21 protein-coding genes are annotated in these 24611 nt (G+C 59.6%); 11 read left to right on the top strand and 10 right to left on the bottom strand.

Translation table 11 applies throughout. From position 1 onward, the window contains the following. The 5 genes from dnaA (at nucleotide 1) to C4J90_RS00025 (ending at nucleotide 7525) form a co-directional block, all read left to right on the top strand. A complete protein-coding gene (gene dnaA, locus C4J90_RS00005; RefSeq protein WP_124360574.1) occupies nucleotides 1-1506 on the top strand; it encodes a chromosomal replication initiator protein DnaA in 1506 nt (501 codons plus the stop codon). 38 nt (nucleotides 1507-1544) lie between these two features. After that, the gene (dnaN, locus tag C4J90_RS00010) at nucleotides 1545-2648 is read left to right on the top strand and encodes a DNA polymerase III subunit beta (RefSeq protein ID WP_124365235.1); all 1104 of its coding nucleotides are present in this window, start codon (nucleotides 1545-1547) and stop codon (nucleotides 2646-2648) included. 20 nt (nucleotides 2649-2668) lie between these two features. After that, nucleotides 2669-3772: a DNA replication/repair protein RecF gene (gene recF / locus C4J90_RS00015; protein ID WP_124418924.1), complete on the top strand. Its 1104-nt coding sequence runs from the start codon at nucleotides 2669-2671 to the stop codon at nucleotides 3770-3772. Between the two features lie 4 nt (nucleotides 3773-3776). After that, the gene (gene gyrB / locus C4J90_RS00020) at nucleotides 3777-6194 is read left to right on the top strand and encodes a DNA topoisomerase (ATP-hydrolyzing) subunit B (RefSeq protein WP_124360577.1); all 2418 of its coding nucleotides are present in this window, start codon (nucleotides 3777-3779) and stop codon (nucleotides 6192-6194) included. A gap of 108 nt (nucleotides 6195-6302) precedes the next feature. Then, a protein-coding gene (locus C4J90_RS00025; RefSeq protein WP_124418925.1) for an IS3 family transposase occupies nucleotides 6303-7525 on the top strand; the annotation gives its coding sequence in 2 pieces (ribosomal slippage) (nucleotides 6303-6654 and nucleotides 6654-7525; 1224 coding nt in all). 76 nt (nucleotides 7526-7601) lie between these two features. Here the strand turns inward: C4J90_RS00025 and C4J90_RS00030 are convergent. Further along, the gene (locus tag C4J90_RS00030; protein ID WP_124360578.1) at nucleotides 7602-8324 is read right to left on the bottom strand and encodes a response regulator transcription factor; all 723 of its coding nucleotides are present in this window, start codon (nucleotides 8322-8324) and stop codon (nucleotides 7602-7604) included. 371 nt (nucleotides 8325-8695) lie between these two features. On the opposite strand from C4J90_RS00030, the gene C4J90_RS00035 reads away from it, so the two are divergent. Then, nucleotides 8696-10972, top strand: a complete 2277-nt coding sequence (locus C4J90_RS00035) for a CHASE2 domain-containing protein (RefSeq protein WP_124418926.1) — start codon at nucleotides 8696-8698, stop codon at nucleotides 10970-10972. A gap of 180 nt (nucleotides 10973-11152) precedes the next feature. On the opposite strand, the gene C4J90_RS00040 is transcribed toward C4J90_RS00035, so the two are convergent. The 4 genes from C4J90_RS00040 to glyQ form a co-directional block, all read right to left on the bottom strand. Then, nucleotides 11153-11923, bottom strand: coding sequence for a 1-acyl-sn-glycerol-3-phosphate acyltransferase (locus tag C4J90_RS00040; protein ID WP_124413409.1), 771 nt, complete (start codon nucleotides 11921-11923; stop codon nucleotides 11153-11155). An 82-nt stretch (nucleotides 11924-12005) separates the two neighbouring features. After that, nucleotides 12006-12545 (bottom strand): D-glycero-beta-D-manno-heptose 1,7-bisphosphate 7-phosphatase, encoded by a 540-nt coding sequence (gmhB, locus tag C4J90_RS00045; RefSeq protein ID WP_177412761.1) that lies wholly within the window; start codon nucleotides 12543-12545, stop codon nucleotides 12006-12008. Then, nucleotides 12545-14599, bottom strand: a complete 2055-nt coding sequence (gene glyS / locus C4J90_RS00050) for a glycine--tRNA ligase subunit beta (protein WP_124418927.1) — start codon at nucleotides 14597-14599, stop codon at nucleotides 12545-12547. Before glyS ends, gmhB begins: the two co-directional genes overlap by 1 nt. Further along, nucleotides 14596-15549, bottom strand: coding sequence for a glycine--tRNA ligase subunit alpha (glyQ, locus tag C4J90_RS00055; protein ID WP_003187265.1), 954 nt, complete (start codon nucleotides 15547-15549; stop codon nucleotides 14596-14598). The genes glyS and glyQ overlap by 4 nt, the downstream gene beginning before the upstream one ends. Nucleotides 15550-15630: 81 nt before the next feature. On the opposite strand from glyQ, the gene C4J90_RS00060 reads away from it, so the two are divergent. Both C4J90_RS00060 and C4J90_RS00065 read left to right on the top strand, forming a co-directional pair. Beyond that, the gene (locus C4J90_RS00060) at nucleotides 15631-16188 is read left to right on the top strand and encodes a DNA-3-methyladenine glycosylase I (RefSeq protein WP_124402558.1); all 558 of its coding nucleotides are present in this window, start codon (nucleotides 15631-15633) and stop codon (nucleotides 16186-16188) included. Between the two features lie 40 nt (nucleotides 16189-16228). Further along, complete coding sequence (locus C4J90_RS00065) at nucleotides 16229-17116, top strand: lysophospholipid acyltransferase (protein WP_124360583.1); 888 nt, start codon at nucleotides 16229-16231, stop codon at nucleotides 17114-17116. Between the two features lie 135 nt (nucleotides 17117-17251). Here the strand turns inward: C4J90_RS00065 and C4J90_RS00070 are convergent, their stop codons facing one another. From C4J90_RS00070 to def, 5 genes are all read right to left on the bottom strand, one after another. Next, entirely contained in the window at nucleotides 17252-17563 is a 312-nt protein-coding gene (locus C4J90_RS00070) for a tetratricopeptide repeat protein (RefSeq protein ID WP_124418928.1), read from the bottom strand. 18 nt (nucleotides 17564-17581) lie between these two features. Then, nucleotides 17582-18955: a Trk system potassium transporter TrkA gene (trkA, locus tag C4J90_RS00075; RefSeq protein WP_124360585.1), complete on the bottom strand. Its 1374-nt coding sequence runs from the start codon at nucleotides 18953-18955 to the stop codon at nucleotides 17582-17584. Between the two features lie 22 nt (nucleotides 18956-18977). Further along, nucleotides 18978-20288 (bottom strand): 16S rRNA (cytosine(967)-C(5))-methyltransferase RsmB, encoded by a 1311-nt coding sequence (gene rsmB, locus C4J90_RS00080; protein WP_124418929.1) that lies wholly within the window; start codon nucleotides 20286-20288, stop codon nucleotides 18978-18980. Then, complete coding sequence (gene fmt / locus C4J90_RS00085) at nucleotides 20285-21238, bottom strand: methionyl-tRNA formyltransferase (RefSeq protein ID WP_124418930.1); 954 nt, start codon at nucleotides 21236-21238, stop codon at nucleotides 20285-20287. The genes rsmB and fmt overlap by 4 nt, the downstream gene beginning before the upstream one ends. A 69-nt stretch (nucleotides 21239-21307) precedes the next feature. After that, on the bottom strand, nucleotides 21308-21814 hold the full coding sequence (gene def / locus C4J90_RS00090) for a peptide deformylase (protein WP_005783383.1): 507 nt from the start codon (nucleotides 21812-21814) through the stop codon (nucleotides 21308-21310). Between the two features lie 135 nt (nucleotides 21815-21949). Here def and C4J90_RS00095 point away from each other — a divergent pair, with 135 nt between their 5' ends. The 3 genes from C4J90_RS00095 to C4J90_RS00105 all read left to right on the top strand — a co-directional run bounded on the left by C4J90_RS00095 (nucleotide 21950) and on the right by C4J90_RS00105 (nucleotide 24521). Next, nucleotides 21950-22726 carry a peptidoglycan-binding protein gene (locus tag C4J90_RS00095; RefSeq protein ID WP_124418931.1) on the top strand — a complete coding sequence of 259 codons (777 nt, stop codon included), beginning with the start codon at nucleotides 21950-21952 and terminating at the stop codon, nucleotides 22724-22726. Nucleotides 22727-22789: 63 nt separating this feature from the next. After that, a complete protein-coding gene (gene dprA / locus C4J90_RS00100) occupies nucleotides 22790-23893 on the top strand; it encodes a DNA-processing protein DprA (protein ID WP_124418932.1) in 1104 nt (367 codons plus the stop codon). 70 nt (nucleotides 23894-23963) lie between these two features. Next, on the top strand, nucleotides 23964-24521 hold the full coding sequence (locus tag C4J90_RS00105; RefSeq protein ID WP_124360590.1) for an L-threonylcarbamoyladenylate synthase: 558 nt from the start codon (nucleotides 23964-23966) through the stop codon (nucleotides 24519-24521). Nucleotides 24522-24611: the final 90 nt, after the last annotated feature.

Raw genomic sequence — 24611 nt, forward strand, 5'->3', positions numbered from 1 at the left:
GTGTCAGTGGAACTTTGGCAGCAATGCGTGGAGCTTTTGCGCGATGAGCTGCCTGCCCAGCAATTCAACACCTGGATCCGTCCGCTACAGGTCGAAGCCGAAGGCGACGAGTTGCGTGTCTACGCGCCCAATCGTTTTGTTCTCGACTGGGTCAACGAGAAGTACCTGAGCCGCGTTCTCGAATTGCTCGACGAACATGGCAACGGTATCGCGCCCGTGCTCTCCTTATTAATAGGCAGCAAACGCAGCTCCGCACCTCGCGCTGCTCCGAATGCGCCATTGGCAGCGGCTGCTTCCCAGTCCCAGGCTGCCCCGGTTGCCGCTGCCCCTGCGCCGACGCCTTCCAAGTCTTCCGCGCATAAAAATGCACTGGAGAACGAAGAGCCGTCCCGTGACAGCTTCGACCCCATGGCAGGCGCCAGTTCTCAGCAAGCTCCCGTGCGTGCCGAGCAGCGCACTGTGCAGGTTGAAGGCGCGCTCAAGCACACCAGCTACTTGAACCGCACCTTTACCTTCGAGAATTTTGTCGAGGGTAAATCCAACCAGCTGGCCCGTGCGGCCGCCTGGCAAGTGGCCGACAACCCCAAGCACGGTTACAACCCGCTCTTCCTTTATGGCGGGGTTGGCTTGGGTAAAACCCACTTGATGCACGCTGTGGGTAACCACCTGTTAAAGAAGAACCCGAATGCCAAGGTGGTCTACCTGCACTCGGAGCGCTTCGTGGCCGACATGGTCAAGGCCCTGCAACTCAACGCGATCAACGAGTTCAAGCGTTTCTATCGCTCCGTTGATGCGTTGCTGATCGATGACATTCAATTCTTCGCGCGCAAGGAACGCTCCCAGGAAGAGTTTTTCCACACGTTCAACGCGCTGCTCGAAGGCGGACAGCAGGTCATCCTCACCAGTGACCGTTACCCCAAAGAGATCGAAGGCCTGGAAGAGCGCTTGAAATCGCGATTCGGCTGGGGGTTGACCGTCGCTGTAGAGCCACCCGAGCTGGAAACCCGCGTCGCGATCCTGATGAAAAAGGCCGACCAGGCCAAAGTCGATCTGCCCCACGATGCCGCGTTCTTTATCGCCCAGCGTATTCGTTCCAACGTGCGTGAGCTGGAAGGCGCGCTCAAGCGGGTCATCGCGCACTCGCACTTCATGGGCCGTGACATCACCATCGAGCTGATTCGCGAATCCCTGAAAGACTTGCTGGCACTGCAGGACAAACTGGTAAGTGTGGATAACATCCAGCGTACCGTTGCCGAGTACTACAAGATCAAGATTTCCGACCTGCTATCCAAGCGCCGTTCGCGTTCGGTAGCGCGTCCGCGCCAGGTGGCCATGGCCCTCTCCAAGGAGTTGACCAACCACAGCCTGCCGGAAATCGGTGATGTGTTTGGCGGTCGCGACCACACCACGGTTTTGCACGCGTGCCGCAAGATCAACGAACTTAAGGAATCCGACGCGGATATTCGCGAGGACTACAAGAACCTGCTGCGTACACTGACTACGTGATGACACCAGCGCAGCTTATTAAGGCAAGGGACTAGACCATGCATTTCACCATTCAACGCGAAGCCCTGTTGAAACCCCTGCAACTGGTCGCAGGCGTCGTCGAGCGCCGACAGACCTTGCCGGTGCTGTCCAACGTACTGCTGGTGGTCGAAGGCCAGCAGCTGTCCTTGACCGGTACCGACCTGGAAGTCGAACTGGTTGGCCGCGTGCAGCTCGAAGAGCCCGCCGAACCCGGCGAAATCACCGTGCCGGCGCGCAAGCTGATGGATATCTGCAAAAGCCTGCCGAACGACGCGCTGATCGACATCAAGCTCGACGAGCAGAAGTTGGTGGTCAAGGCAGGTCGCAGTCGTTTCACCCTGTCGACTTTGCCGGCCAATGACTTCCCGACGGTTGAAGAAGGCCCGGGTTCGCTGACCTGCAGCCTGGAGCAAAGCAAGCTGCGTCGCTTGATCGAGCGCACCAGTTTCGCCATGGCCCAGCAGGACGTGCGTTACTACCTTAACGGCATGCTGCTGGAAGTGTCCGAAGGTATCATCCGTGCTGTGGCAACTGACGGCCACCGCTTGGCGATGTGTTCGATGCGCGCCGATATCGGCCAACCGGATCGTCACCAGGTCATCGTGCCGCGTAAAGGTATCCTCGAGTTGGCACGCTTGCTCACCGAGCCGGATGGCAACGTCAGCATCGTCCTGGGGCAACACCACATCCGCGCGACCACCGGCGAATTCACCTTCACCTCCAAGCTGGTTGACGGCAAATTCCCGGATTACGAGCGCGTACTGCCTAAAGGCGGTGACAAGCTGGTGCTCGGCGATCGCCAGGCCCTGCGTGAGGCATTCAGCCGTACGGCCATTCTCTCGAACGAGAAGTACCGGGGTATTCGTCTGCAATTGGCCAACGGTCAGTTGAAGATCCAGGCCAACAACCCGGAGCAGGAAGAAGCCGAAGAAGAAGTAGGCGTTGACTACAACGGTGGTTCGCTGGAAATCGGCTTCAACGTGAGCTACCTGCTGGACGTGCTGGGTGTGATGACCACCGAACAGGTTCGCCTGATTCTGTCGGACTCCAATAGCAGCGCACTGGTACAAGAATCCGATAACGACGACTCGGCTTACGTTGTTATGCCGATGCGCCTGTAATCATGCTCAGCAGAAGCTAGATGTCCCTCAGTCGCGTCTCGGTCACCGCGGTGCGCAATCTGCACCCGGTGACCTTCTCCCCTTCCCCTCGCATCAATATTCTCCATGGCGCCAATGGCAGTGGCAAAACCAGCGTGCTGGAAGCCATCCACCTGCTGGGCCTCGCCCGTTCCTTCCGCAGCGCCCGCTTGTTACCAGTGATTCAATACGAGCAGCTGGCGTGCACGGTATTTGGCCAAGTTGAACTGGCCGAGGGTGGACACAGCGCTCTGGGGATATCCCGCGATCGCGGCGGAGAGTTTCAGATTCGCATCGATGGGCAGAATGCGCGCAGTGCCGCGCAACTGGCAGAAATCCTGCCGTTGCAGTTGATCAACCCCGACAGCTTCCGCCTGTTGGAAGGCGCACCGAAGATCCGCAGACAATTCCTCGATTGGGGAGTGTTCCACGTGGAACCGCGTTTCATGGCCACTTGGCAGCGCCTGCAGAAGGTCCTGCGGCAGCGGAACTCGTGGCTGCGGCATGGTACACTTGACGCCGCTTCACAAGCGGCCTGGGACCGGGAACTGTGCCTGGCCAGCGACGAAATAGATGAATACCGCCGTGCCTATATCAAAGCCTTGAAACCAGTCTTTGAGCAGACCTTGAGCGAGCTGTTGGACCTCGAGGGGCTGACGCTGAGTTATTACCGCGGTTGGGACAAAGAACGTGAGCTGAGCGCAGTGCTTGCGACGTCCCTGCAGCGTGATCAGCAAATTGGCCACACCCAGGCCGGGCCCCAACGCGCTGATTTGCGCCTTAGATTAGGCGCTCACAATGCTGCGGATATCCTTTCCCGCGGCCAGCAGAAGTTGGTGGTGTGTGCATTGCGTATCGCGCAGGGGCATCTGGTTAGCCAGTCCCGACGCGGCCAATGTATTTATCTGGTGGATGACTTGCCGTCCGAGCTCGACGAGCAACACCGCCGCGCGCTATGCCGCTTATTGGAAGACTTACGCTGCCAAGTGTTTATCACCTGTGTAGACCACGAATTATTGAGGGAAGGCTGGCAGACGGAAACGCCAGTCGCTTTGTTCCACGTGGAACAAGGCCGTATCACCCAGACCCACGACCATCGGGAGTGAAGGCATGAGCGAAGAACACACGTACGACTCGACCAGCATTAAAGTGCTGAAAGGTTTGGATGCCGTACGCAAACGTCCCGGTATGTACATTGGCGACACCGATGATGGTAGCGGTTTGCACCACATGGTGTTCGAGGTGGTCGATAACTCCATCGACGAAGCTCTGGCCGGTCACTGCGACGACATCAGCATCATCATCCACCCGGATGAATCCATTACCGTACGCGACAACGGTCGCGGTATTCCGGTAGACGTGCACAAAGAAGAAGGCGTCTCGGCGGCAGAGGTCATCATGACCGTGCTCCACGCCGGCGGTAAGTTCGACGACAACTCCTATAAAGTGTCTGGCGGCTTGCACGGCGTAGGTGTCTCGGTAGTGAACGCTCTGTCCGAAGAGCTGGTCCTCACCGTACGCCGCAGCGGCAAAATCTGGGAACAAACTTACGTCCACGGTGTGCCACAGGAACCGATGAAAATCGTCGGTGACAGTGAAACCACGGGCACCCAGATTCACTTCAAGCCCTCGGCTGAAACCTTCAAGAACATCCACTTCAGCTGGGACATCCTGGCCAAGCGGATTCGCGAACTGTCATTCCTCAACTCCGGTGTTGGCATCGTCCTCAAGGACGAGCGCAGCGCCAAGGAAGAGCTGTTCAAGTATGAAGGCGGCCTGCGTGCGTTCGTTGAATATCTGAACACCAACAAGACTGCGGTCAACCAGGTGTTCCACTTCAACATTCAGCGTGAAGACGGCATCGGCGTGGAAATCGCCCTGCAGTGGAACGACAGCTTCAACGAGAACCTGTTGTGCTTTACCAACAACATTCCCCAGCGCGATGGCGGTACTCACCTGGTGGGTTTCCGTTCCGCGCTGACGCGCAACCTGAATACCTACATCGAAGCGGAGGGTTTGGCGAAGAAGCACAAAGTCGCCACCACCGGTGATGATGCCCGTGAAGGTCTGACCGCGATTATTTCGGTCAAGGTTCCGGACCCCAAGTTCAGTTCCCAAACCAAAGACAAGCTGGTGTCTTCCGAAGTGAAGACCGCCGTGGAACAGGAGATGGGCAAGTACTTCTCCGACTTCCTGCTGGAGAACCCGAACGAAGCCAAATTGGTCGTCGGTAAGATGATCGATGCCGCGCGTGCGCGTGAAGCGGCGCGTAAAGCCCGTGAGATGACGCGTCGTAAAGGCGCACTGGACATCGCTGGCCTGCCAGGCAAATTGGCCGACTGCCAGGAGAAGGACCCTGCCCTCTCCGAGCTGTACCTGGTGGAAGGTGACTCTGCTGGCGGTTCCGCCAAGCAGGGTCGCAACCGCCGTACCCAGGCTATCCTGCCGTTGAAGGGTAAGATCCTCAACGTCGAGAAAGCACGCTTCGACAAGATGATTTCTTCCCAGGAAGTCGGCACCTTGATCACCGCATTGGGCTGCGGTATTGGCCGTGATGAATACAACATCGACAAGCTGCGTTATCACAACATCATCATCATGACCGATGCTGACGTCGACGGTTCGCACATTCGTACCCTGCTACTGACCTTCTTCTTCCGTCAGTTGCCTGAATTGATCGAGCGCGGCTACATCTACATCGCCCAGCCGCCGTTGTACAAAGTGAAAAAGGGCAAGCAAGAGCAATACATCAAAGACGACGACGCCATGGAAGAGTACATGACGCAGTCGGCCCTGGAAGATGCCAGCCTGCACTTGAACGACGAAGCCCCAGGCATCTCTGGAGAGGCGCTGGAGCGCTTGGTCAACGACTTCCGCATGGTGATGAAGACGCTCAAGCGCCTGTCGCGCCTGTATCCGCAGGAGCTGACCGAGCACTTCATCTACTTGCCGGCCGTGAGCCTGGAACAGCTGGGCGACCATGCTGCCATGCAGGATTGGCTGGCCCAGTACGAAGTGCGTCTGCGCACGGTAGAAAAATCTGGCCTGGTGTACAAAGCCAGCCTGCGCGAAGACCGTGAACGCAACGTATGGCTCCCCGAGGTGGAACTGATCTCGCACGGCCTGTCGAACTACGTCACCTTCAACCGCGACTTCTTCGGTAGCAACGACTATAAGACGGTGGTCACCCTGGGCGCGCAATTGAGCACGCTGCTGGATGACGGCGCTTATATTCAGCGTGGCGAACGCAAGAAGCAGGTCAAGGAGTTCAAGGAAGCTTTGGACTGGTTGATGACCGAAAGTACCAAGCGTCACACCATCCAGCGGTACAAAGGTCTGGGCGAAATGAACCCGGATCAGCTGTGGGAAACCACCATGGACCCGGCTCAGCGTCGCATGCTGCGAGTGACCATCGAAGACGCCATTGGCGCAGACCAGATCTTCAACACCCTGATGGGTGATGCGGTCGAGCCTCGTCGTGACTTCATCGAGAGCAATGCCTTGGCGGTGTCTAACCTGGATTTCTGATCCGGTACCGGTAAAAAAAAAGGCCAACGCTAGCGTTGGCCTTTTTTTATGGATGTGTCCCGTCCTGAATAAGGTTTACACCTTCTGACCCATTTTCAGGAGGGAGTAATGAGCACGGGAAAAAGGCGTAGTCAGCGTGACTATTCGCTGACCTTTAAATTGTCCGTTGTCGATCAGGTCGAAAAAGGCGAGTTGAGTTATAAAGAGGCTCAAGAGCGCTATGGCATTCAGGGCAAATCGACCGTCTTAAACTGGTTACGCAGGCATGGTCGACAGAACTGGAGTCAAGGCGCATCAATTCGCACCAAGAGATCCCGTTCCATGGATGAGCCCGATAAGCCGCTGACGCCCGAGCAGCGAATCAAAGAGCTTGAAGAAGCACTCGCCCAGGCAAATCAAAAAGCTCAGTTTTTTGAAGCCGTCGTCGATGTTCTAAAGAACGACTTCGGTGTCTCTGTCGTAAAAAAGCGATCCGGCAAGTCCTCTCCCAAGGAAAAGTCAAAGACCTGAGTATTAGTCGGGCTTGCCAATTCATAGGAATTTCCCGCCAGGCTTATTACAAGCGCAATCGAGCCTGTGATGCCAGGGCCCGTCAGGCCCAGGATGTCATGGTGTTTGTTCGGGAAAAGCGACTCAGGCAACCTCGCCTAGGTACTCGAAAACTGCACAACCTCATGCACTGTGAGCCTGAAGTATCGGTAAAGGTAGGTCGAGACTGCCTTTTTGACATTTTGCGAGACCGGCGCGAATTGGTTCCTCGCAAGCGCGCTTATCACAAAACGACAGACAGCCATCACCGGTTCCGCCGACACCCCAACCTGCTTAAAGAAGGGCCTGCGCAAGTAGTCGCCACTGCTCCTGAGCAAGTATGGGTGGCTGATATCACCTACTTGCCTACTCAGGCAGGCGTGGCTTACTTGAGCCTGGTCACAGATGTCTATTCTCGAAAAATCGTGGGCCATCATGTGCACGAAAGCTTGCATACAGAATCTGTGATTCAGGCATTCAGCAAAGCCCTCAAGCAGCGAACAACTGAGCATCACCTAGTTCATCACTCGGATCGTGGCGTCCAGTATTGCTCAGAGCTTTACCAACGACTGCACGCTAAGCACCGTGTCAGGTGTTCAATGACCGATGGTTACGACTGTTATCAAAACGCATTGGCCGAGCGAGTGAACGGGATTTTGAAAAACGAGCTTCTCTTGCATCGACCTAAAGACGCTGCCGAGGCCCAGCGAATGGTGGACGAATCGGTGCAAATCTATAACAGCGAGAGACCTCATCTAGCACTGAAATACAAAACGCCCGATGCGGTGCATCAGGCGTTTTGAGGCTGAAATGGGTGTAAACCTATTTCAGGACTAGACAATGTTTGTTGAGCATTATCAAAATGCTCCACGTGGAACATCATCCTTCGGCGGGCGCCGCCACACTCTCCAACCGATACCCGTACCCATAGATCGTCAGCAACTGCCATCCTCGGTCCGCCGTCAATCCGAGCTTGTTGCGCAAGCGGTAGATGTGCGTATCCAGAGGGCGAGACGAGACCATTTCCTCATGGGTCCAAAATCGCTCATACAGGTATTCGCGGGACAGTGGCCGCGCCAGGTTGGCGAACAGGCAGCTGGCCAAGCGGTACTCCCGTTCGGTGAGGTTGATCGGTGTGCCAGCGCGCGTGACCGTCAACTCGGCATCATCGAACGTCAGGTCATTGAAGCTTTGGAGTTCATTGCTGGCGGACTTTTGCAGCCCGTGCCGGCGCAGGACGGCGCTGACGCGAGCCTTGAGTTCATTAGGACGAAAGGGTTTGCTGACGTAGTCGTCCGCTCCACTGTTGAGGGCCGCGACGATATCGCTCTCCGCATCGCGGCTGGTGAGCATGATCACGGCCGGTGGTGACTCCATGTGCTCGCGGGTCCAGCGTAACAACGCAATGCCGCTGATATCGGGAAGTTGCCAGTCGAGTATCAACAGGTCGAAAGTTTCACGGCGCAGTTGGCGCAGCAGGTCCTCGCCGCGCTCAAAACAATGCACGGACCAAGGCTGTTCCGAAGTGCTGGGAATCTGTCGCAGTGTCTGTTCTACCCGTCTCAACTCGGCGGGCTCGTCATCCAGTATTGCGACACGCATGAGTGGATCCTTCCTGCAAAAATACGACAGCTTAATCAGGGGCGCCTTGTGCACATACACAGACCCGCCGCTGAATCTGAATAATTATGGGCGGATACAACGAACTCCGAAACTCTGGGTACGCTGATATCAAAGGACCGTAACCAGCGAAAATCCTCGGCCCTCAAGGGGAAGATACCGGCTCCTGGCTATGAGGAAAAGGATCGATATACGCTATGGTGACTACCGGGTCCTCCAGTAAGACCGAAATAAGCTTCGCTGGTTTCAGCACCTCTAATGCGTCCCATCGTAACCACCTGGAGGGAGACCGGGCTTATGACACGTTCATGCGATGATCATCGATGTCTCGGCGGGCCTGTGGCGGTGGCCCTGTGAAACTATGGGGTAAGGCTGAAAAACGCCAACCCACCCGGGCACAGCTGCTGTTCCACGGGTTGGTGCGGGAATGGTTGCTGATTGGCTTGGTACTGTTGCCCTTCACCGTATACCTATCCTTGAGTCCGGGCCTGGCCCTCAATAACCCGCTCTATGACAGCTTGCGCCAGTTGGCACCGTTGCCTGTGGACCCGCGCATCGTATTGGTGACCATTGACGCGCCTAGCCTGGAAGAACTTGGCCCATGGCCCTGGCCGCGCAGTGTGCATGCAGACTTGATCGAACGCCTCAATGCTGCCCAGCCGGCAGGAATCTTATTCGATGTGATCTTCAGTGAGCCGGGCGAAGGCGCGGGTGATCAACGATTGGCCGATGCCGTGTGCAACGCAGGCAATGTATTGCTGCCGATTGTGACGGATAGCCGGGCACGGTCCAGGCAGACCGGGGAGCCATTATCGCCCTTGCTCAAGTGCGCCAGGGGCATCGGGCACATCAACGTCGAATCGGATAATGATGGTGTCGTGCGCAGCCTGTATCTACGCGAAGGTCCACCGGGAAGCACGCTGCCACAGCTGGCCTGGCTGGCATACACGTTGAACGGGCAAACATCGACGATGCCTGGCATGCCGCGTGAGCCCCGCAGTCAGCAATGGCATCAGGAGCATGAGATTCGCGTTCCGTTTACCTCTGCCCATGAGCGCTTTCCAAGTGTTTCCTACGTCAGCGTACTGCGTGGCGAGGTGGCTCCAGACGCGCTGCGCGGTCGACTGATTCTGGTCGGCGCCACGGCCTATGGAATGGGCGAAAGTTTCGTTACCCCGCTCTCCGCGACCGGCTCGACAGCGGGCGTGGAGATCCAGGCCAATGTGCTTAACGGTTTACTGCAGGGGCGCAGCATTGTCGATCTGCCGGGTTGGCTGGCGGCCTTGATGGCTACGTCCGGGGTGGCATTGTTGTTGGGCCTGCTGCTGTATCGCCCGCGTTATGCGCTATGGATGAACCTGGGCTGCATGGCCGCGTCGGTACTGATGTCGTGGGCGTTACTGAGCCTGGGCCATTGGTGGTCGCCTGCGGCCTGCCTGATTGGGTTGTTGCTCAGCTATCTGATCTGGAACTGGCGACGCCTGAGCGTGATCCTCGCCTATTTCGGCTGGGAACTGGCGCGCCTGGATAACGAACCGAAAGTCTTGCCAGAGCGGCGTCGTGCACCGGCCAGCAAGGGCGATGTGCTACAGGGGCGCATCTTCGCCCTCGAGCAGGCGGTCAGTCGCACCCGGGATACACGGCGCTTTATGGCGGATGGACTGGAATGCCTGCCAGTCGCAACACTGATCACCGATCCCCAGGGCAGCATCCTGTTGGCCAATCGCGTTGCCCGTGACGTATTCGGCAGCGACCTGGTACGCGAAAACCTCCTCGAACAGCTCGCCGACCTGGGTTACCCACCGCTGCATAACGGCGTGCGTCCTGCCCTGTCTGCACTGGAGCTGGTCGAGTTTCGTGATATCCACCAACGCAGTTTGCGCATGGAGCTCGCGCCCTTGCTTCCGGCCGAGGGTGATGTCGCCCTTGGCTGGCTGCTAAGCCTCACGGATTTAAGCAAGGAACGCGAAGCCCAACAGCACCGCGAAACCATGCTGCGCTTTCTGTCCCATGACTTGCGTGCACCGCATTCGGCAATCCTCGCGCTGTTGGATGTACACGACAGTGAATCACCCATCTTTGGCCAGATCGAACAACAGGTCCGACGCGCGCTGAGCCTCACCGAGTCGTTCGTACAATTGGCGAAAGCCGAGGCTGACGGTTATCAATTCCAACCTACGTTATTCGCCATGCTGGTGATGGATGCTTTCGATCAGGTGGCGGTCATCGCCCAACTCAAGGGCATTCATCTGGTTCACGATCTGGATGAAGCAGACGAAGGCATGGTGCGCGCCGATCAATCGCTGCTCACCCGTGCGCTATTCAATGTGCTGGAAAATGCGATCAAGTATTCGCCATCCGGCACCACCGTCCGGTTGAGTCATGGCTGTGTGGAGGGTTGGTTGGAATGCCGCATCAGCGATCAGGGGCCCGGAATTGCGCCAGAAGATTTGCCAGAGCTGTTCAACCAATACCGGCGCTTCAATTCGGCCCAAGGCAGTGACGGCCTAGGGTTGGGCCTGACCATGGTGAAGGCCGTCGTAGAACGCCACGGTGGGCATGTCAGCTGTGAAAGCGAGCTGGGTAAGGGCTCGACGTTCATCCTGCAATTGCCACCTTTGGAGGACTGAAAACGATCTTTTCTGCTGTGCATAAAAAACCGGTCACAAGGACCGGTTTTTTTATGAAGAAAAAACTTATGCACGTTTTTACAGATTTTATGCGCTTCAGAAATATGCCTGTAAATCAGTACGTTACTGATCAAAAATGCACATTTGCCAACAATCCGTGCACAGCTTATCCACAGATGCTCAAATCTCCGGCGTCTCTACCACTACAGGCACCGGCGGCAATGAACCCATGGCCCGTTGCTGCGCTTCATTCCAGGCAGCGGCGCGGTCATTCAATGCAGCAATGGCACGCGGGCCTTCGCCTTCTGCATACATGGGCTCGCCGATTACCACGGTAATGGTACCTGGGCGTTTAGCCCAGCCAGTCTTGGGCCAGAACTTGCCGGCGTTATGGGCAATCGGCAACACCGGCAGATTGGCGTTGACCGCCAGCGCAGTGCCACCTCGGGAGAATTTGCCGACAGTGCCATAAGGCACACGCGTACCTTCCGGGAAGATCAGCACCCAAACGCCATCCTTGAGCAGCTCGTCGCCCTTCTTGGCGACATGCTTGAGCGCCGCCTTGGGATTGTCACGGTCGATCGCAATCGGGCGCAGCATTGCCATGGCCCAACCAAAGAACGGCACGTACAGCAGCTCACGCTTGAGCACCTGGCTCAAGGGCGAAAAGTATGCCGAGAGAAAGAACGTTTCCCAGGTGCTCTGATGGTTAGACAGGATTACACAGGGCTGGTCCGGGACGTTTTCGGCGCCTTTGACCTCGAAACGGATATTCAGGAATACCTTGGACAGCCACAACGCGCAGCGGCACCAATACACATTGATGAAGCGATAGCGCGCCTTGAACGGCAGGAACGGTGCAATAAAAAAGCTCAGGGTGCACCAGAGAAACGAACTGGTGCCCAGCAGCAGGTAAAAGAAAAAGGTTCTGATGGCCTGCAAGATCGACATGGCGGCATTTACCGTTGCGGGACACGGCCCGCCTGTTAAAAGCGCACTCCCGAACAATCCTTGGTCAGGAAGTCGAGGGCGGCTAGTTGTTGATAAGTTCTGCGGCAACCGCCGCCAGATCGTCAAAAATCAAAGTGCCTACCGGCAGGTTTTTCGCCTGGGTCTTTTCGCCTTTCCCGGTCTTTACCAAAACTGGCTGAGAGTCGACGGCTTTGGCCGCCTCCAGGTCACCGAGACTGTCCCCGACGAACCATATCCCAGCCAAGGGCACCTTGTAATGTTCTGCAATGGTTTTCAACATGCCAGGCTTGGGCTTGCGGCAAGCGCAGCCCTCATCCGGCCCGTGGGGGCAGTACACCACCAGCCCCACCTCACCGCCCTGCTCCGCCACCAATGTGCGCAAGCGCGCATGCATGGCGTCCAGGGTGGCGATGTCGTAATAACCGCGGGCGATGCCGGACTGGTTAGTGGCAATGGCCACCGTCCAGCCGGCTTTGCTCAACTGCGCGATGGCTTCGATCGAACCGGGCAATGGAATCCATTCCGCCACCGACTTGATGTAAGCGTCGGAGTCGTAATTGATCACCCCGTCCCGATCGAGAATCAGCAGTTTCAACATGATCAGCCCAGTACGGAAATGTCAGCGATGTTGATGAACAACCCACGCAGACGCGCCAGCATGGCGTAGCGGTTTTTTCGCACGCCGGCATCTTCGGCGTTGATCATCACCGCTTCGAAGAACGCATCCACCGGCTCACGCAGCGACGCCAGGCGCGCCAACGCTTCGGCGTAGTTACGCTCGGCGATCAGCGGCTTCACGGCGTTTTCGGCCTTGGCGATCGCCGAGTTCAGCGAGAACTCCTTGGCATCGGCAAACAGACCGGGGTCGACTTCGGCAGTGCCGAGGTTGTCGGCTTTGCTCAGCAGGTTCGATACACGTTTGTTCACGGCGGCCAGGGCATCGGCTTCCGGCAGCTTGCGGAACGCCTGTACGGCTTGTACGCGCTGGTCGAAGTCCAGCGCAGAACCCGGTTGCAGGGCACGTACCGACAGGTATACGGAAACGTCCACGCCCTCGTCCTCGTAACGCGCACGCAGGCGGTCGAACACGAACTCCAGCACTTGCTCGGCGAGGCCCGCTTGCTTGACCTTGGTACCGAACTGGCCGACGGCAAACACCACGGCCTGGGTCAGGTCGAGGTCCAGCTTCTTGTCGATCAGGATACGCAGCACGCCCAGGGCTGCACGGCGCAGGGCATACGGGTCTTTGCTGCCGGTAGGCAACATGCCGATACCGAAGATGCCGACCAGCGTGTCCAGCTTGTCAGCGATGGCCACGGCCGCGCCGGTCAGGGTGCTTGGCAGCTCGGCACCGGCACCACGCGGCATGTACTGCTCGTTCAGCGCCAGGGCCACGTCGTTCGGCTCGCCGTCGTTGAGGGCGTAGTAGTAACCGGCTACGCCTTGCATCTCAGGGAATTCGCCGACCATCTCGGTAGCCAGGTCGCACTTGGAAAGCAGGCCTGCGCGTGCGGCCCAGGCGGCGTCGCCACCAATGCGCGGCGCGATGTAGGCCGCCAGCTTGGAAACGCGCACGGCCTTGTCGTAGACGCTGCCGAGTTTTTCCTGGAACACCACGTTTTGCAGGCGCAGGTTGAAGTCTTCGAGCTTCTGCTTCTTGTCTTGCTTGAAGAAGAACTCGGCGTCAGTCAGGCGCGGACGCACGACTTTCTCGTTACCGGCGATGATCTGCTGTGGGTCCTTGCTCTCGATGTTGGCCACGGTGATAAAGCGCGGCAGCAACTTGCCATCCACATCCAGCAGGCAGAAGTACTTCTGGTTGTCCTGCATGGTGGTGATCAGTGCTTCCTGCGGCACATCGAGGAAGCGTTCTTCGAACGAGCAGACCAGCGGCACGGGCCACTCAACCAGGGCGGTCACTTCGTCGAGCAGGCTTGGCGGCACGATGGCGGTGCCTTCCTGCAGGCGAGCCAGCTCTTCGGTGCGCTTGCTGATCAGCTCGCGACGCTCACTGGCATCGGCCAGCACGTAGGCGGTGCGCAGGTCATCGAGGTAGCTGGCCGGCGAGGTGATGCGCACGCTCTGCGGATGGTGGAAGCGGTGGCCACGGGAATCGCGGCCGGCCTTTTGGGCGAGGATGGTGCACTCGATGACCTGGTCACCGAGCAGCATCACCAGCCATTGGGTTGGGCGTACGAACTCTTCCTTGCGAGCACCCCAGCGCATGCGCTTGGGGATCGGCAGGTCGTTGAGGGAGTCTTCGACGATGGTCGGCAACAGGCTGGCCGTCGGCTTGCCGGCGATGACCTGGCTGAAACGCAGTTTCGGGCCGCTCTGGTCAATTTCGCTCAGCTCGACGCCGCACTTCTTGGCAAAGCCCAGTGCTGCCTGAGTCGGGTTGCCTTCGGCGTCGAACGCGGCCTGACGCGGCGGGCCATCCAGGTTGATATTGCGGTCCGGCTGCTGGGTTTCCAGCGCGGTGAGCAATACCGCCAGGCGGCGTGGCGCGGCGTAGACCTTTTTCGCGGCGAACTTCAGGCCGGCGCTGTGCAGGCCTTTTTCGATACCGGCCAGGAACGCATCGGCCAGGGTGCTCAATGCCTTGGGTGGCAGCTCTTCGGTGCCCAGTTCAACCAGGAAATCTTGAGCACTCATTGTGCAGCCTCCAGCTTAGCCAACACTTCATCACGCAAATCCGGGGTTGCCATCGGGAAGCCCAGCTTGGCGCGAGCCAGCAGGTAGGCTTGGGCGACGGAACGCGCCAGGGTGCGTACACGCAGGATGTATTGCTGGCGCGCGGTTACCGAGATGGCACGGCGCGCGTCCAGCAGGTTGAAGGTATGGGACGCCTTCAACACCATTTCATAGCTTGGCAACGGCAGCGGCTGGTCGAGCTCGATCAGGCGCTTGGCTTCGCTTTCATAGAAGTCGAACAGTTCGAACAGCTTGTCGACGTTGGCGTGTTCAAAGTTGTAAGTGGACTGCTCCACTTCGTTCTGGTGGAACACGTCGCCGTAGGTGACCTTGCCGAACGGGCCGTCAGCCCACACCAGGTCGTAGACCGAATCCACGCCTTGCAGGTACATGGCCAGGCGCTCGAGGCCGTAGGTGATTTCGCCGGTTACCGGGTAGCACTCGATGCCGCCCGCTTGCTGGAAGTACGTGAATTGCGTCACTTCCATGCCGTTGAGCCACACTTCCCAGCCCAGGCCCCAAGCGCCAAGGGTCGGTGATTCCCAGTTGTCTTCGACAAACCGGATGTCGTGGACCAGTGGGTCCAGGCCGACATGTTTCAGCGAGCCCAGGTACAGTTCCTGGAAGTTGTCCGGGTTGGGCTTCAATACCACCTGGAACTGGTAGTAGTGCTGCAGGCGGTTCGGATTCTCGCCGTAGCGGCCGTCAGTCGGGCGACGACTGGGCTGCACATAAGCGGCGTTCCAGGTTTCCGGGCCGATGGCCCGCAGGAATGTAGCGGTGTGGAAAGTGCCGGCGCCTACTTCCATATCGTAGGGCTGAAGTACCACACAACCTTGCTCGGCCCAGTATTGCTGGAGGGCGAGGATCAAGTCTTGGAAGGTACGCACGGCTGGCGTAGGCTGGCTCACGAAATTCACCTGTTACTTGGGCTGCGATTTAAAGAGCGGGAGTATACCCGATTCGGCCCTGCCACCACTCCCTGGAGCCTTATGCCACGCTGCTTTTGGTGTTCTGAAGATCCGCTGTACATGGCTTATCACGATCAGGAGTGGGGAACGCCGCTGCGCGATGCGCAGGGTTTGTTCGAGTTGCTTTTGCTCGAAGGGTTCCAGGCGGGCCTGTCCTGGATCACGGTTTTACGCAAACGCGAGCATTACCGGAAGGTCTTGTTCGGCTTTGATGCGCAGCGCCTGGCCAAGCTGACCGACGCTGAAATCGAAGCGCTGATGCAAGACCCGGGCATTGTGCGCAACCGTCTGAAGCTCAACGCCACACGCCGCAATGCCGCAGCCTGGCTGGCGCTGGAAGACCCTGTGGGTTTGCTCTGGTCGTTCGTCGGCGGCGTGCCCAAGGTCAATCACTTCAAGGATCGCAGCGAAGTCCCGGCGATTACGCCCGAGGCGCAAGCGATGAGCAAAGCCTTGAAAAAGGCCGGCTTCACTTTTGTCGGGCCGACTATTTGCTACGCGTTCATGCAGGCCTCGGGCATGGTCATGGACCACACTCAGGACTGCGACCGTTACGCGGACCTGGCCAACGCCGGTTAGAATGCGCGCTTTGCGTACTACACACGATCAGGAGTGACCTGTGGAAAAGTTTAAAGGCGCCTTGCTGGTAGGCGCTCTTCGGTTGTTTGCCCTGCTGCCCTGGCGCGCCGTACAGGCCGTGGGCACGGGCATCGGCTGGATCATGTGGAAAACCCCCAACCGCTCCCGCGACACGGTGCGGATCAACCTGTCCAAATGCTTCCCGGACATGGATCCGGCCGAGCGCGAGCGCCTGGTGGGACGCAGCCTGATGGACATCGGCAAGTCATTGACCGAAAGCGCCTGCGCCTGGATCTGGCCGGCCCAGCGTTCCATTGACCTGGTGCGCGAAGTTGAAGGCCTGGAGGTGCTGCACGAGGCCTTGGCATCGGGTAAAGGCGTGGTGGGGATCACCAGCCACCTGGGCAACTGGGAAGTGCTGAATCATTTTTATTGCAGCCAGTGCAAGCCGATCATTTTCTATCGCCCGCCCAAGCTCAAGGCTGTTGACGACTTGTTGCGCAAGCAACGCGTGCAACTGGGCAACCGCGTGGCGGCGTCCACCAAGGAAGGCATTCTCAGCGTGATCAAGGAAGTGCGCAAAGGCGGTCAGGTGGGAATCCCTGCCGACCCGGAGCCGGCTGAATCCGCCGGGATCTTCGTGCCGTTCTTCGCGACCCAGGCACTGACCAGCAAGTTCGTACCGAACATGCTCGCGGGCCACAAGGCGGTCGGCGTGTTCCTGCACGCCCTGCGCCTGCCAGATGGCTCGGGCTACAAGGTGATCCTGGAAGCGGCCCCGGAAGACATGTACAGCACCGATACCGCCACGTCCTGCGCGGCGATGAGCAAGGTAGTGGAACGATATGTCGGCGCCTACCCAAGCCAGTACATGTGGAGCATGAAGCGCTTCAAGAAACGCCCGCCGGGCGAGGCGCGGTGGTACTGATTCACACCTGACTCAAGACCACCAAAAAACCAATGTGGGAGGGGGCTTGCTCCCGATGGCGGTGGTTCAGTCAACTATGCATTGGCTGACACACTGCTATCGGGGGCAAGCCCCCTCCCACATTTTGATCTGCGTTCAGGCTTGGCGGTCGAGTTTCTTCAGGAATACCGTCATCTCTTTTTCGGCATGTTTGTCGCCATGGGCCTGGGCCGCCTGTATGCCTCTTTCCCACGCGTCTCGTGCGGCAGCGTTATCACCCTGCCCCAACTGCGCCTTGCCCAACAACTTCCAGGCCGCCGAATACTTAGGGTCGAACTCGACACATTTCTGTAGGTGCTTCGCCGCCTTGGCGTGGTCCTTCAGATCCAGATAACCCTTGCCTAAGCCAAACCTTAGCAGCGAATTATCCGCGCCCTTGGCGAGCATTTTCTCCAGGGATTCGAGCATGTCGGTCACTCCGTTTGATCAGAAAAAGCTCAACCCCACGTGGAACAGCTTCTCCACATCACGGATATGTTTCTTGTCCACCAGGAACAGGATCACATGGTCACCGGTGGCGATCACCGTATCGTCGTGGGCGATGATCACTTCTTCATCGCGAATGATTGCGCCGATGGTGGTGCCAGGTGGCAAGCCGATATCACGGATCGCCCTGCCGATGACCTTGCTCGACTTCGAGTCGCCATGGGCAATCGCCTCGATCGCCTCCGCCGCGCCACGGCGCAGGGAGTGCACGCTGACGATGTCGCCACGGCGCACATGCGCGAGCAACGTGCCGATGGTCGCCAATTGCGGGCTGATGGCGATGTCGATATCGCCGCCCTGGATCAGGTCGACATACGCCGGGTTATTGATGATGGTCATCACCTTCTTCGCTCCCAGCCGCTTGGCCAGCAGCGAGGACATGATGTTAGCCTCGTCATCGTTGGTCAGCGCCAGGAAGATATCGGCGTCGGCGATGTTTTCTTCCATCAGCAGGTCGCGATCCGAGGCGCTGCCTTGCAGTACGACGGTGCTGTCGAGGGTGTCGGACAAATGCCGACAGCGCGCCGGGCTCATCTCGATGATTTTCACCTGGTAACGGCTTTCGATGGCCTCGGCCAGGCGCTCGCCGATCTGCCCGCCGCCTGCGATGACGATGCGTTTATAGGTCTCGTCGAGCCGGCGCATTTCGCTCATCACTGCACGAATATTGGCCTTGGCCGCGATGAAAAACACTTCGTCATCGGCTTCGATCACGGTGTCGCCCTGGGGCAGGATCGGCCGGTCACGGCGGAAAATCGCCGCCACGCGGGTTTCCACATTTGGCATGTGTTCGCGCAGTTGGCGCAGTTGCTGGCCCACCAGCGGCCCGCCGTAGTAGGCCTTTACCGCGACCAGCTGCGCCTTGCCTCCGGCGAAGTCGATCACCTGCAAGGCGCCCGGAATTTCGATCAGGCGCTTGATGTAGTGAGTGACCACCTGTTCCGGGCTGATCAGCACGTCCACCGGAATGGCGTCGTTGTCGAACAGGCCGGCGCGGGTCAGGTAGGCCGCTTCGCGGACACGGGCGATCTTGGTCGGGGTGTGGAACAGCGTGTGGGCGACCTGGCAGGCGACCATATTGGTTTCGTCGCTGTTGGTGACCGCGACGAGCATGTCGGCATCGTCGGCGCCGGCTTGACGCAGCACGGTCGGGAACGACGCACGGCCTTGTACCGTGCGGATGTCCAGGCGGTCGCCCAGATTGCGCAGGCGCTCGGCATCGGTGTCGACCACGGTGATGTCGTTGGCTTCACTGGCCAAATGTTCAGCCAGCGTGCCACCGACCTGCCCTGCCCCAAGGATGATGATTTTCATCCGGTCACTCCCTTAAACCCATTCAGCCGCGCGCGGCGGCGATCTTGATCAGTTTGGCGTAGTAGAAGCCATCATGCCCGCCTTCCTGCGCGAGCAGTTGCCGGCCGTGCAGTTGCTTGACGCCGGCCGTGGTCGCAACGTCCAGCTCCCGCGCGCCGCTGGTGCGGGCAAGGAAGGCTTGGATAACCTCGGTATTCTCGGTGGGCAAGGTGGAGCAGGTGGCGTACAGCAGGATGCCGCCGACTTCCAGGGTCGGCCATAGCGCGTCGAGCAGTTCGCCTTGCAGCACGGCCAGGGCGGCGATGTCGTCGGGCTGGCGGGTCAGCTTGATGTCCGGATGACGACGGATCACGCCGGTGGCCGAACACGGCGCGTCCAGCAGGATGCGCTGGAACGGTTTGCCATCCCACCAGGTGGCGGTGCCGCGGCCGTCGGCGGCGATCAGCTCGGCGCTGAGGCCCAGGCGTGCGAGGTTCTCGCGTACGCGCACCAGGCGTTTGGCTTCCAGGTCGACGGCAACTACACCGCCAAGGTCTTTTTCGACTTCCAGGATGTGACAGGTCTTACCGCCAGGCGCGCAGCAGGCGTCCAGTACGCGCTGGCCGGGCGCCAGGTCGAGCAGGTCGGCGGCCAATTGCGCGGCCTCGTCCTGCACGCTGATCCAGCCTTCGGCAAAGCCCGGCAGGCTGCGCACGTCGGCGGCGGCCTCAAGCACGATGCCATCGATGCTGTACACACATGGCGCGGCGTTGATGCCGGCCTCGCTGAGCAATTGCAGATAGGCGTCGCGGCTATGATGGCGCCGGTTGACCCGCAGGATCATCGGCGGGTGTGCATTGTTGGCAGCGCAGATGGCTTCCCATTGTTCGGGCCAGAAGGCCTTCAGGGATTTTTGCAGCCAGCGTGGATGCGCGGTACGCACCACCGGGTCATGTTCCAGCTCGGCCAGCAGCGCTTCGCTTTCGCGCTGGGCGCGGCGCAACACGGCATTGAGCAGGGCCTTGGCCCAGGGCTTTTTCAGCTTGTCGGCGCAACCAACCGTTTCACCAATGGCGGCGTGGGCCGGCACGCGGGTGTAGAGCAACTGGTAGAGACCCACCAGCAACAGCGCCTCGACGTCAGCGTCCGCCGCCTTGAACGGCTTTTGCAGCAGCTTGGCTGCCAGCGCCGACAAGCGTGGTTGCCAACGGGCGGTGCCGAACGCCAAGTCCTGGGTGAAACCTCGATCGCGGTCTTCGACCTTATCCATCTGCGTGGGCAGCGAACTGTTCAGCGACGCTTTGCCGTTGAGCACGGCGGCGAGGGCCTTGGCGGCGGCCAGACGCGGGTTCATTGGGCGACCACGCCGAGAACGGTGCCCAGGGCAAACTTCTCACGACGGCTGTTGAACAAATCGCTGAAGTTCAGCGCCTTGCCGCCGGGCAATTGCAGGCGCGTCAGACACAGCGCCTGTTCACCGCAAGCCACCAACAGGCCGTCCTTGCTGGCGCCGATGATTTCACCCGGAGCGCCTGTACCCTCGGTCAGGGTCGCGGCCAGCACTTTCAAGGCTTCGCCGTTGAGCGTGCTGTGGCAGACAGGCCATGGGTTGAACGCACGCACCAGGCGCTCAAGCTCCACGGCCGGGCGGCTCCAGTCAATGCGGGCTTCGTCTTTGTTCAGTTTGTGGGCGTAGGTGGCGAGGCTGTCGTCCTGCACCTCGCCTTCCAGGGTGCCGGCAGCAAGACCGGCGATGGCCTGGATGACGGCCGGCGGGCCCATTTCAGCCAGGCGATCGTGCAGGCTGCCGCCGGTGTCTTGGGCAGTGATCGGCGTGGTGACTTTGAGCAGCATCGGGCCGGTGTCGAGCCCTGCTTCCATGCGCATGACGGTCACGCCGCTTTCGCTGTCGCCGGCTTGCACCGCGCGCTGGATCGGCGCCGCGCCGCGCCAGCGTGGCAGCAACGAAGCGTGGCTGTTGATGCAACCCAGGCGCGGGATATCGAGTACGGCTTGGGGCAGGATCAAACCGTAGGCGACGACCACCAGCAGGTCCGGCTTGAGCGCGGCCAGTTCGGCCTGGGCGTCGGCATTGCGCAGGGTCGGTGGTTGCAGCACGGCGATGTTGTGCTCGAGCGCCAGCTGCTTGACCGGGCTGGGCATCAGTTTTTGCCCGCGCCCGGCCGGGCGATCCGGCTGGGTGTACACCGCGACGATTTCATAAGGGCTGGCAAGCAGCGCCTTGAGGTGTTCGGCGGCAAATTCGGGTGTACCGGCAAAAACAATGCGCAGTGGCTCGGTCATCGGAGTTCTCGGTTAAAAGCAGTCACAAAAGAAAAAGGCTTGCCGCAGCAAGCCTCTGGAAGGAGGGCATCAAGCTTGCTGGCGATGCTTTTTTTCCAGCTTCTTCTTGATCCGGTCACGTTTGAGCGTGGACAGGTAATCGACAAACAGCTTGCCGTTGAGGTGGTCGCACTCGTGCTGGATGCACACCGCCAACAGGCCTTCGGCAATCAGCTCGAACGGCTTGCCGTCGCGGTCCAGGGCCTTGATCTTAACGCGCAATGGGCGTTCGACGTTCTCGTAGAACTCCGGCACCGACAGGCAACCTTCCTGGTATTCGCCCATCTCGTCGGTCAGCGGTTCGAACTCGGGGTTGATGTACACCCGCGGTTCGCTGCGATCTTCGGAGAGGTCCATGACCACGACGCGCAGGTGCACGTTGACCTGGGTCGCGGCGAGGCCGATGCCCGGGGCTTCATACATTGTTTCAAACATGTCATCGACCAACTGACGAACCTTGTCGTCCACTACGGCCACCGGCTTGGCGATCGTGCGCAGGCGCGAGTCGGGAAATTCGAGGATGTTCAAAATAGCCATAAGCGTAATTGCTGCACATGTGAGGTAGAGGCAAATCGGCGGTGGGATGGACCCAGGCAGCCGGTGTGAAACGTTCGAAAGCCGCGAAGGCTATGGCGTTTCACGCGAACGCACATAATAAAGGAGATTGACCCCATGAGGAAATCGCTACTCGTCTTGCTGCTGTGGGCCCCGTTCGCCATGGCGCTGATTCCCCAGCCCGGCCAGCGCCTGGATTCTTCCACGCAAAAGGCTATCCAGGGCTTCTTGCTGCACAACCGCATACTCGACTCGCCCCAGGAACTGGACAACGCGCCCTATATCGTTGCCGCCGATGCCGGGCGCGTGCTGGGCGCCACGGGTGAACGCATCTATGCCAGAGGCAGCCTGGACCCGGCCCAGCCGAGCTATGGGATCTTCCGCCGAGGCAGGGTCTACACCGACCCCAACACTCGGGAATTGCTTGGGGTCAACGCTGACGACATCGGCACCGCGCGCTTTTTGCTGGCCGATGACCTGACCACCCTGGCCGTGCAAAGGGTGACCCAGGAAGTGCGCCCAGGCGACCGTTTGCTGCGCGTCGAACCCGGCGTCGGCCTGGCGGATCTTAAAACCCCTGCAACTGCACCCTTCGTTGAAGGGCACATTATCGACATCCCCAAGGGGATCACGCAGATCGGCGTGCTGGATACGGTGACCCTGAACAAGGGACGCCGCGATGGCTTGGTCGAAGGCCAATTGCTTACGGTGATTCGGGCTGGCGCCTCGGTGCGCGATGCGCTTACCGGTAGCCCGACGAGACTCCCGGAGGTTCGTGCTGGCACGCTGCTGGTGTTTCGCACCTATGAAAAGCTCAGCTATGCCCTGGTGCTCAGTGCGTCCCGCTCCCTGGCGGTAATGGACCGTTTCGAGAGCGCCGATCAAACGCAATAAATAGCCTGCTAAATAAGTTACCAACAGAGTTATCCACAGCTTGTTCCGGTCAAGGATGATCATATGTTTCCGATAAACAGCAACGAAATTTCCCCGGCAGAGCTGGAAGCCCGGCTACGCTTGCACAGGCTGCCGGAACTGGGTCCCCAGCGTTTTCGCGTGTTGATCGAGGCGTTCGGCTCTGCTTCCAAAGCCATCAGTGCACCGGCCAGTGCCTGGCGCGCGCTCGGGTTGCGGGCGGTGAGTGCCGATGCCCGGCGCAGTGCCGATGTTCGCGATGGGGCCAGTGCGGCGCTGGCATGGCTGGCCCGCCCGGCCCAGCATTTACTGATGTGGGACCAACCTGACTACCCTGCACTGCTCGGCCAGATCGACGATGCACCGCCGCTGTTATTCGTTGCCGGCGACCCGACGTTGCTGGAAAAACCGCAGCTGGCCGTGGTCGGCAGCCGTCGCGCTTCCCGCCCGGGCCTGGACACTGCTGCTGCCTTTTCCCGCAGCCTGGCCAGTGCTGGTTTTGTCATCACCAGCGGCCTCGCGCTGGGTATCGATGGTGCGGCTCACCAAGCCGCACTGGACGTGGGCGGTCATACCATCGGCGTGCTCGGCACCGGCCTGGAAAATTTTTATCCACAGCGCCATAAGACGCTCGCCGCCGCCATGATTGCTCAGGGCAGCGCCGTGGTTTCCGAGTTTCCCCTGGACGCTCCACCCCAGGCCGGTAACTTTCCACGGCGCAACCGCATCATCAGTGGTTTATCCCTGGGTGTCCTGGTAGTGGAAGCCGGCATGGCCAGTGGTTCGCTGATCACCGCACGCCTGGCGGCGGAACAAGGGCGTGAGGTCTATGCCATTCCTGGTTCCATCCATCATCCCGGCGCCAAGGGCTGTCACCAGTTGATTCGCGATGGCGCGGTGCTGGTGGAAACCATCGAACACATTCTGGAAGGCTTGCGCGGTTGGCAGGCGTTGTCACGGCCGGCGCCGGTGCCGGTGGTGCATCCGCTGGTGGCCCTGCTGCACGCGGCTCCCCATACCAGCGAAGCCTTGGCGATTGCCAGTGGCCGGCCGCTGTCCCAGGTGCTGGCGACCCTGACCGAGCTGGAACTCGAGGGCCAGGTGGTCTGCGAAAGCGGGCGCTGGCTGGCGCGCTGCGCGCGTTTGTAGCGGCTTTTGTAGCTGGGTTTTGTAACGAAGATCGGTAAACTGCCCACAGCTTTAGTTCGGAGGGTAAACAATGGTCAACAGGTGGCGTGTGCTGGAAGCCGCGCGAGAAATTCGCGCAGGTGCGGTGATTGCCTATCCGACCGAAGCGGTCTGGGGCCTGGGCTGCGACCCGTGGAATGAAGAAGCGGTGGACCGTCTGCTGGCGATCAAGAATCGCTCAGTGGATAAGGGCCTGATCCTGGTGGCGGACAACATTCGCCAGTTCGACTTCCTGTTCGAAGACTTCCCCGACACCTGGATCGAGCGCATGGCCAGCACCTGGCCTGGGCCGAATACCTGGCTGGTGCCCCATCAGGACCTGCTGCCGGAATGGGTCACCGGTGTGCATGACACCGTGGCGCTGCGGGTCAGTGACCATCCGTTGGTACGGGATTTGTGTGCTCAGGTCGGGCCGCTGATTTCCACCTCGGCCAACCCCCAGGGCCGCCCGGCCGCGCGTACGCGGATTCGGGTGGAGCAGTATTTCCGTGGGCAAGTAGACCTCGTGCTGGGCGGCGCCCTGGGTGGGCGCAAGAACCCGAGCCTGATCCGCGATCTGGTGACAGGGGATGTAGTGCGACCGTCCTGAGACCGAGTCGCGCCCATCGGGGGCAAGCCCCCTCCCACATTTGATCGGTGTTCGTCATGACAACTCGGTCAAGGGTGGGAGGGGGCTTGC

Origin of the sequence: Pseudomonas sp. R2-60-08W, from assembly GCF_003852335.1 — a bacterium.
Lineage (GTDB): Bacteria > Pseudomonadota > Gammaproteobacteria > Pseudomonadales > Pseudomonadaceae > Aquipseudomonas.

What these genes read in the sequence shown, in the direction of transcription:
- dnaN (WP_124365235.1), top strand. Translation starts at nt 1,545, where the DNA reads ATGCATTTCACCATTCAACGCGAAGCCCTGTTGAAACCCCTGCAACTG.
- recF (WP_124418924.1), top strand. Translation starts at nt 2,669, where the DNA reads ATGTCCCTCAGTCGCGTCTCGGTCACCGCGGTGCGCAATCTGCACCCG.
- gyrB (WP_124360577.1), top strand. Translation starts at nt 3,777, where the DNA reads ATGAGCGAAGAACACACGTACGACTCGACCAGCATTAAAGTGCTGAAA.
- C4J90_RS00030 (WP_124360578.1), bottom strand. Translation starts at nt 8,324, where the DNA reads ATGCGTGTCGCAATACTGGATGACGAGCCCGCCGAGTTGAGACGGGTA.
- C4J90_RS00040 (WP_124413409.1), bottom strand. Translation starts at nt 11,923, where the DNA reads ATGTCGATCTTGCAGGCCATCAGAACCTTTTTCTTTTACCTGCTGCTG.
- glyS (WP_124418927.1), bottom strand. Translation starts at nt 14,599, where the DNA reads ATGAGTGCTCAAGATTTCCTGGTTGAACTGGGCACCGAAGAGCTGCCA.
- C4J90_RS00060 (WP_124402558.1), top strand. Translation starts at nt 15,631, where the DNA reads ATGCCACGCTGCTTTTGGTGTTCTGAAGATCCGCTGTACATGGCTTAT.
- C4J90_RS00070 (WP_124418928.1), bottom strand. Translation starts at nt 17,563, where the DNA reads ATGCTCGAATCCCTGGAGAAAATGCTCGCCAAGGGCGCGGATAATTCG.
- trkA (WP_124360585.1), bottom strand. Translation starts at nt 18,955, where the DNA reads ATGAAAATCATCATCCTTGGGGCAGGGCAGGTCGGTGGCACGCTGGCT.
- rsmB (WP_124418929.1), bottom strand. Translation starts at nt 20,288, where the DNA reads ATGAACCCGCGTCTGGCCGCCGCCAAGGCCCTCGCCGCCGTGCTCAAC.
- fmt (WP_124418930.1), bottom strand. Translation starts at nt 21,238, where the DNA reads ATGACCGAGCCACTGCGCATTGTTTTTGCCGGTACACCCGAATTTGCC.
- def (WP_005783383.1), bottom strand. Translation starts at nt 21,814, where the DNA reads ATGGCTATTTTGAACATCCTCGAATTTCCCGACTCGCGCCTGCGCACG.
- C4J90_RS00095 (WP_124418931.1), top strand. Translation starts at nt 21,950, where the DNA reads ATGAGGAAATCGCTACTCGTCTTGCTGCTGTGGGCCCCGTTCGCCATG.
- dprA (WP_124418932.1), top strand. Translation starts at nt 22,790, where the DNA reads ATGTTTCCGATAAACAGCAACGAAATTTCCCCGGCAGAGCTGGAAGCC.
- C4J90_RS00105 (WP_124360590.1), top strand. Translation starts at nt 23,964, where the DNA reads ATGGTCAACAGGTGGCGTGTGCTGGAAGCCGCGCGAGAAATTCGCGCA.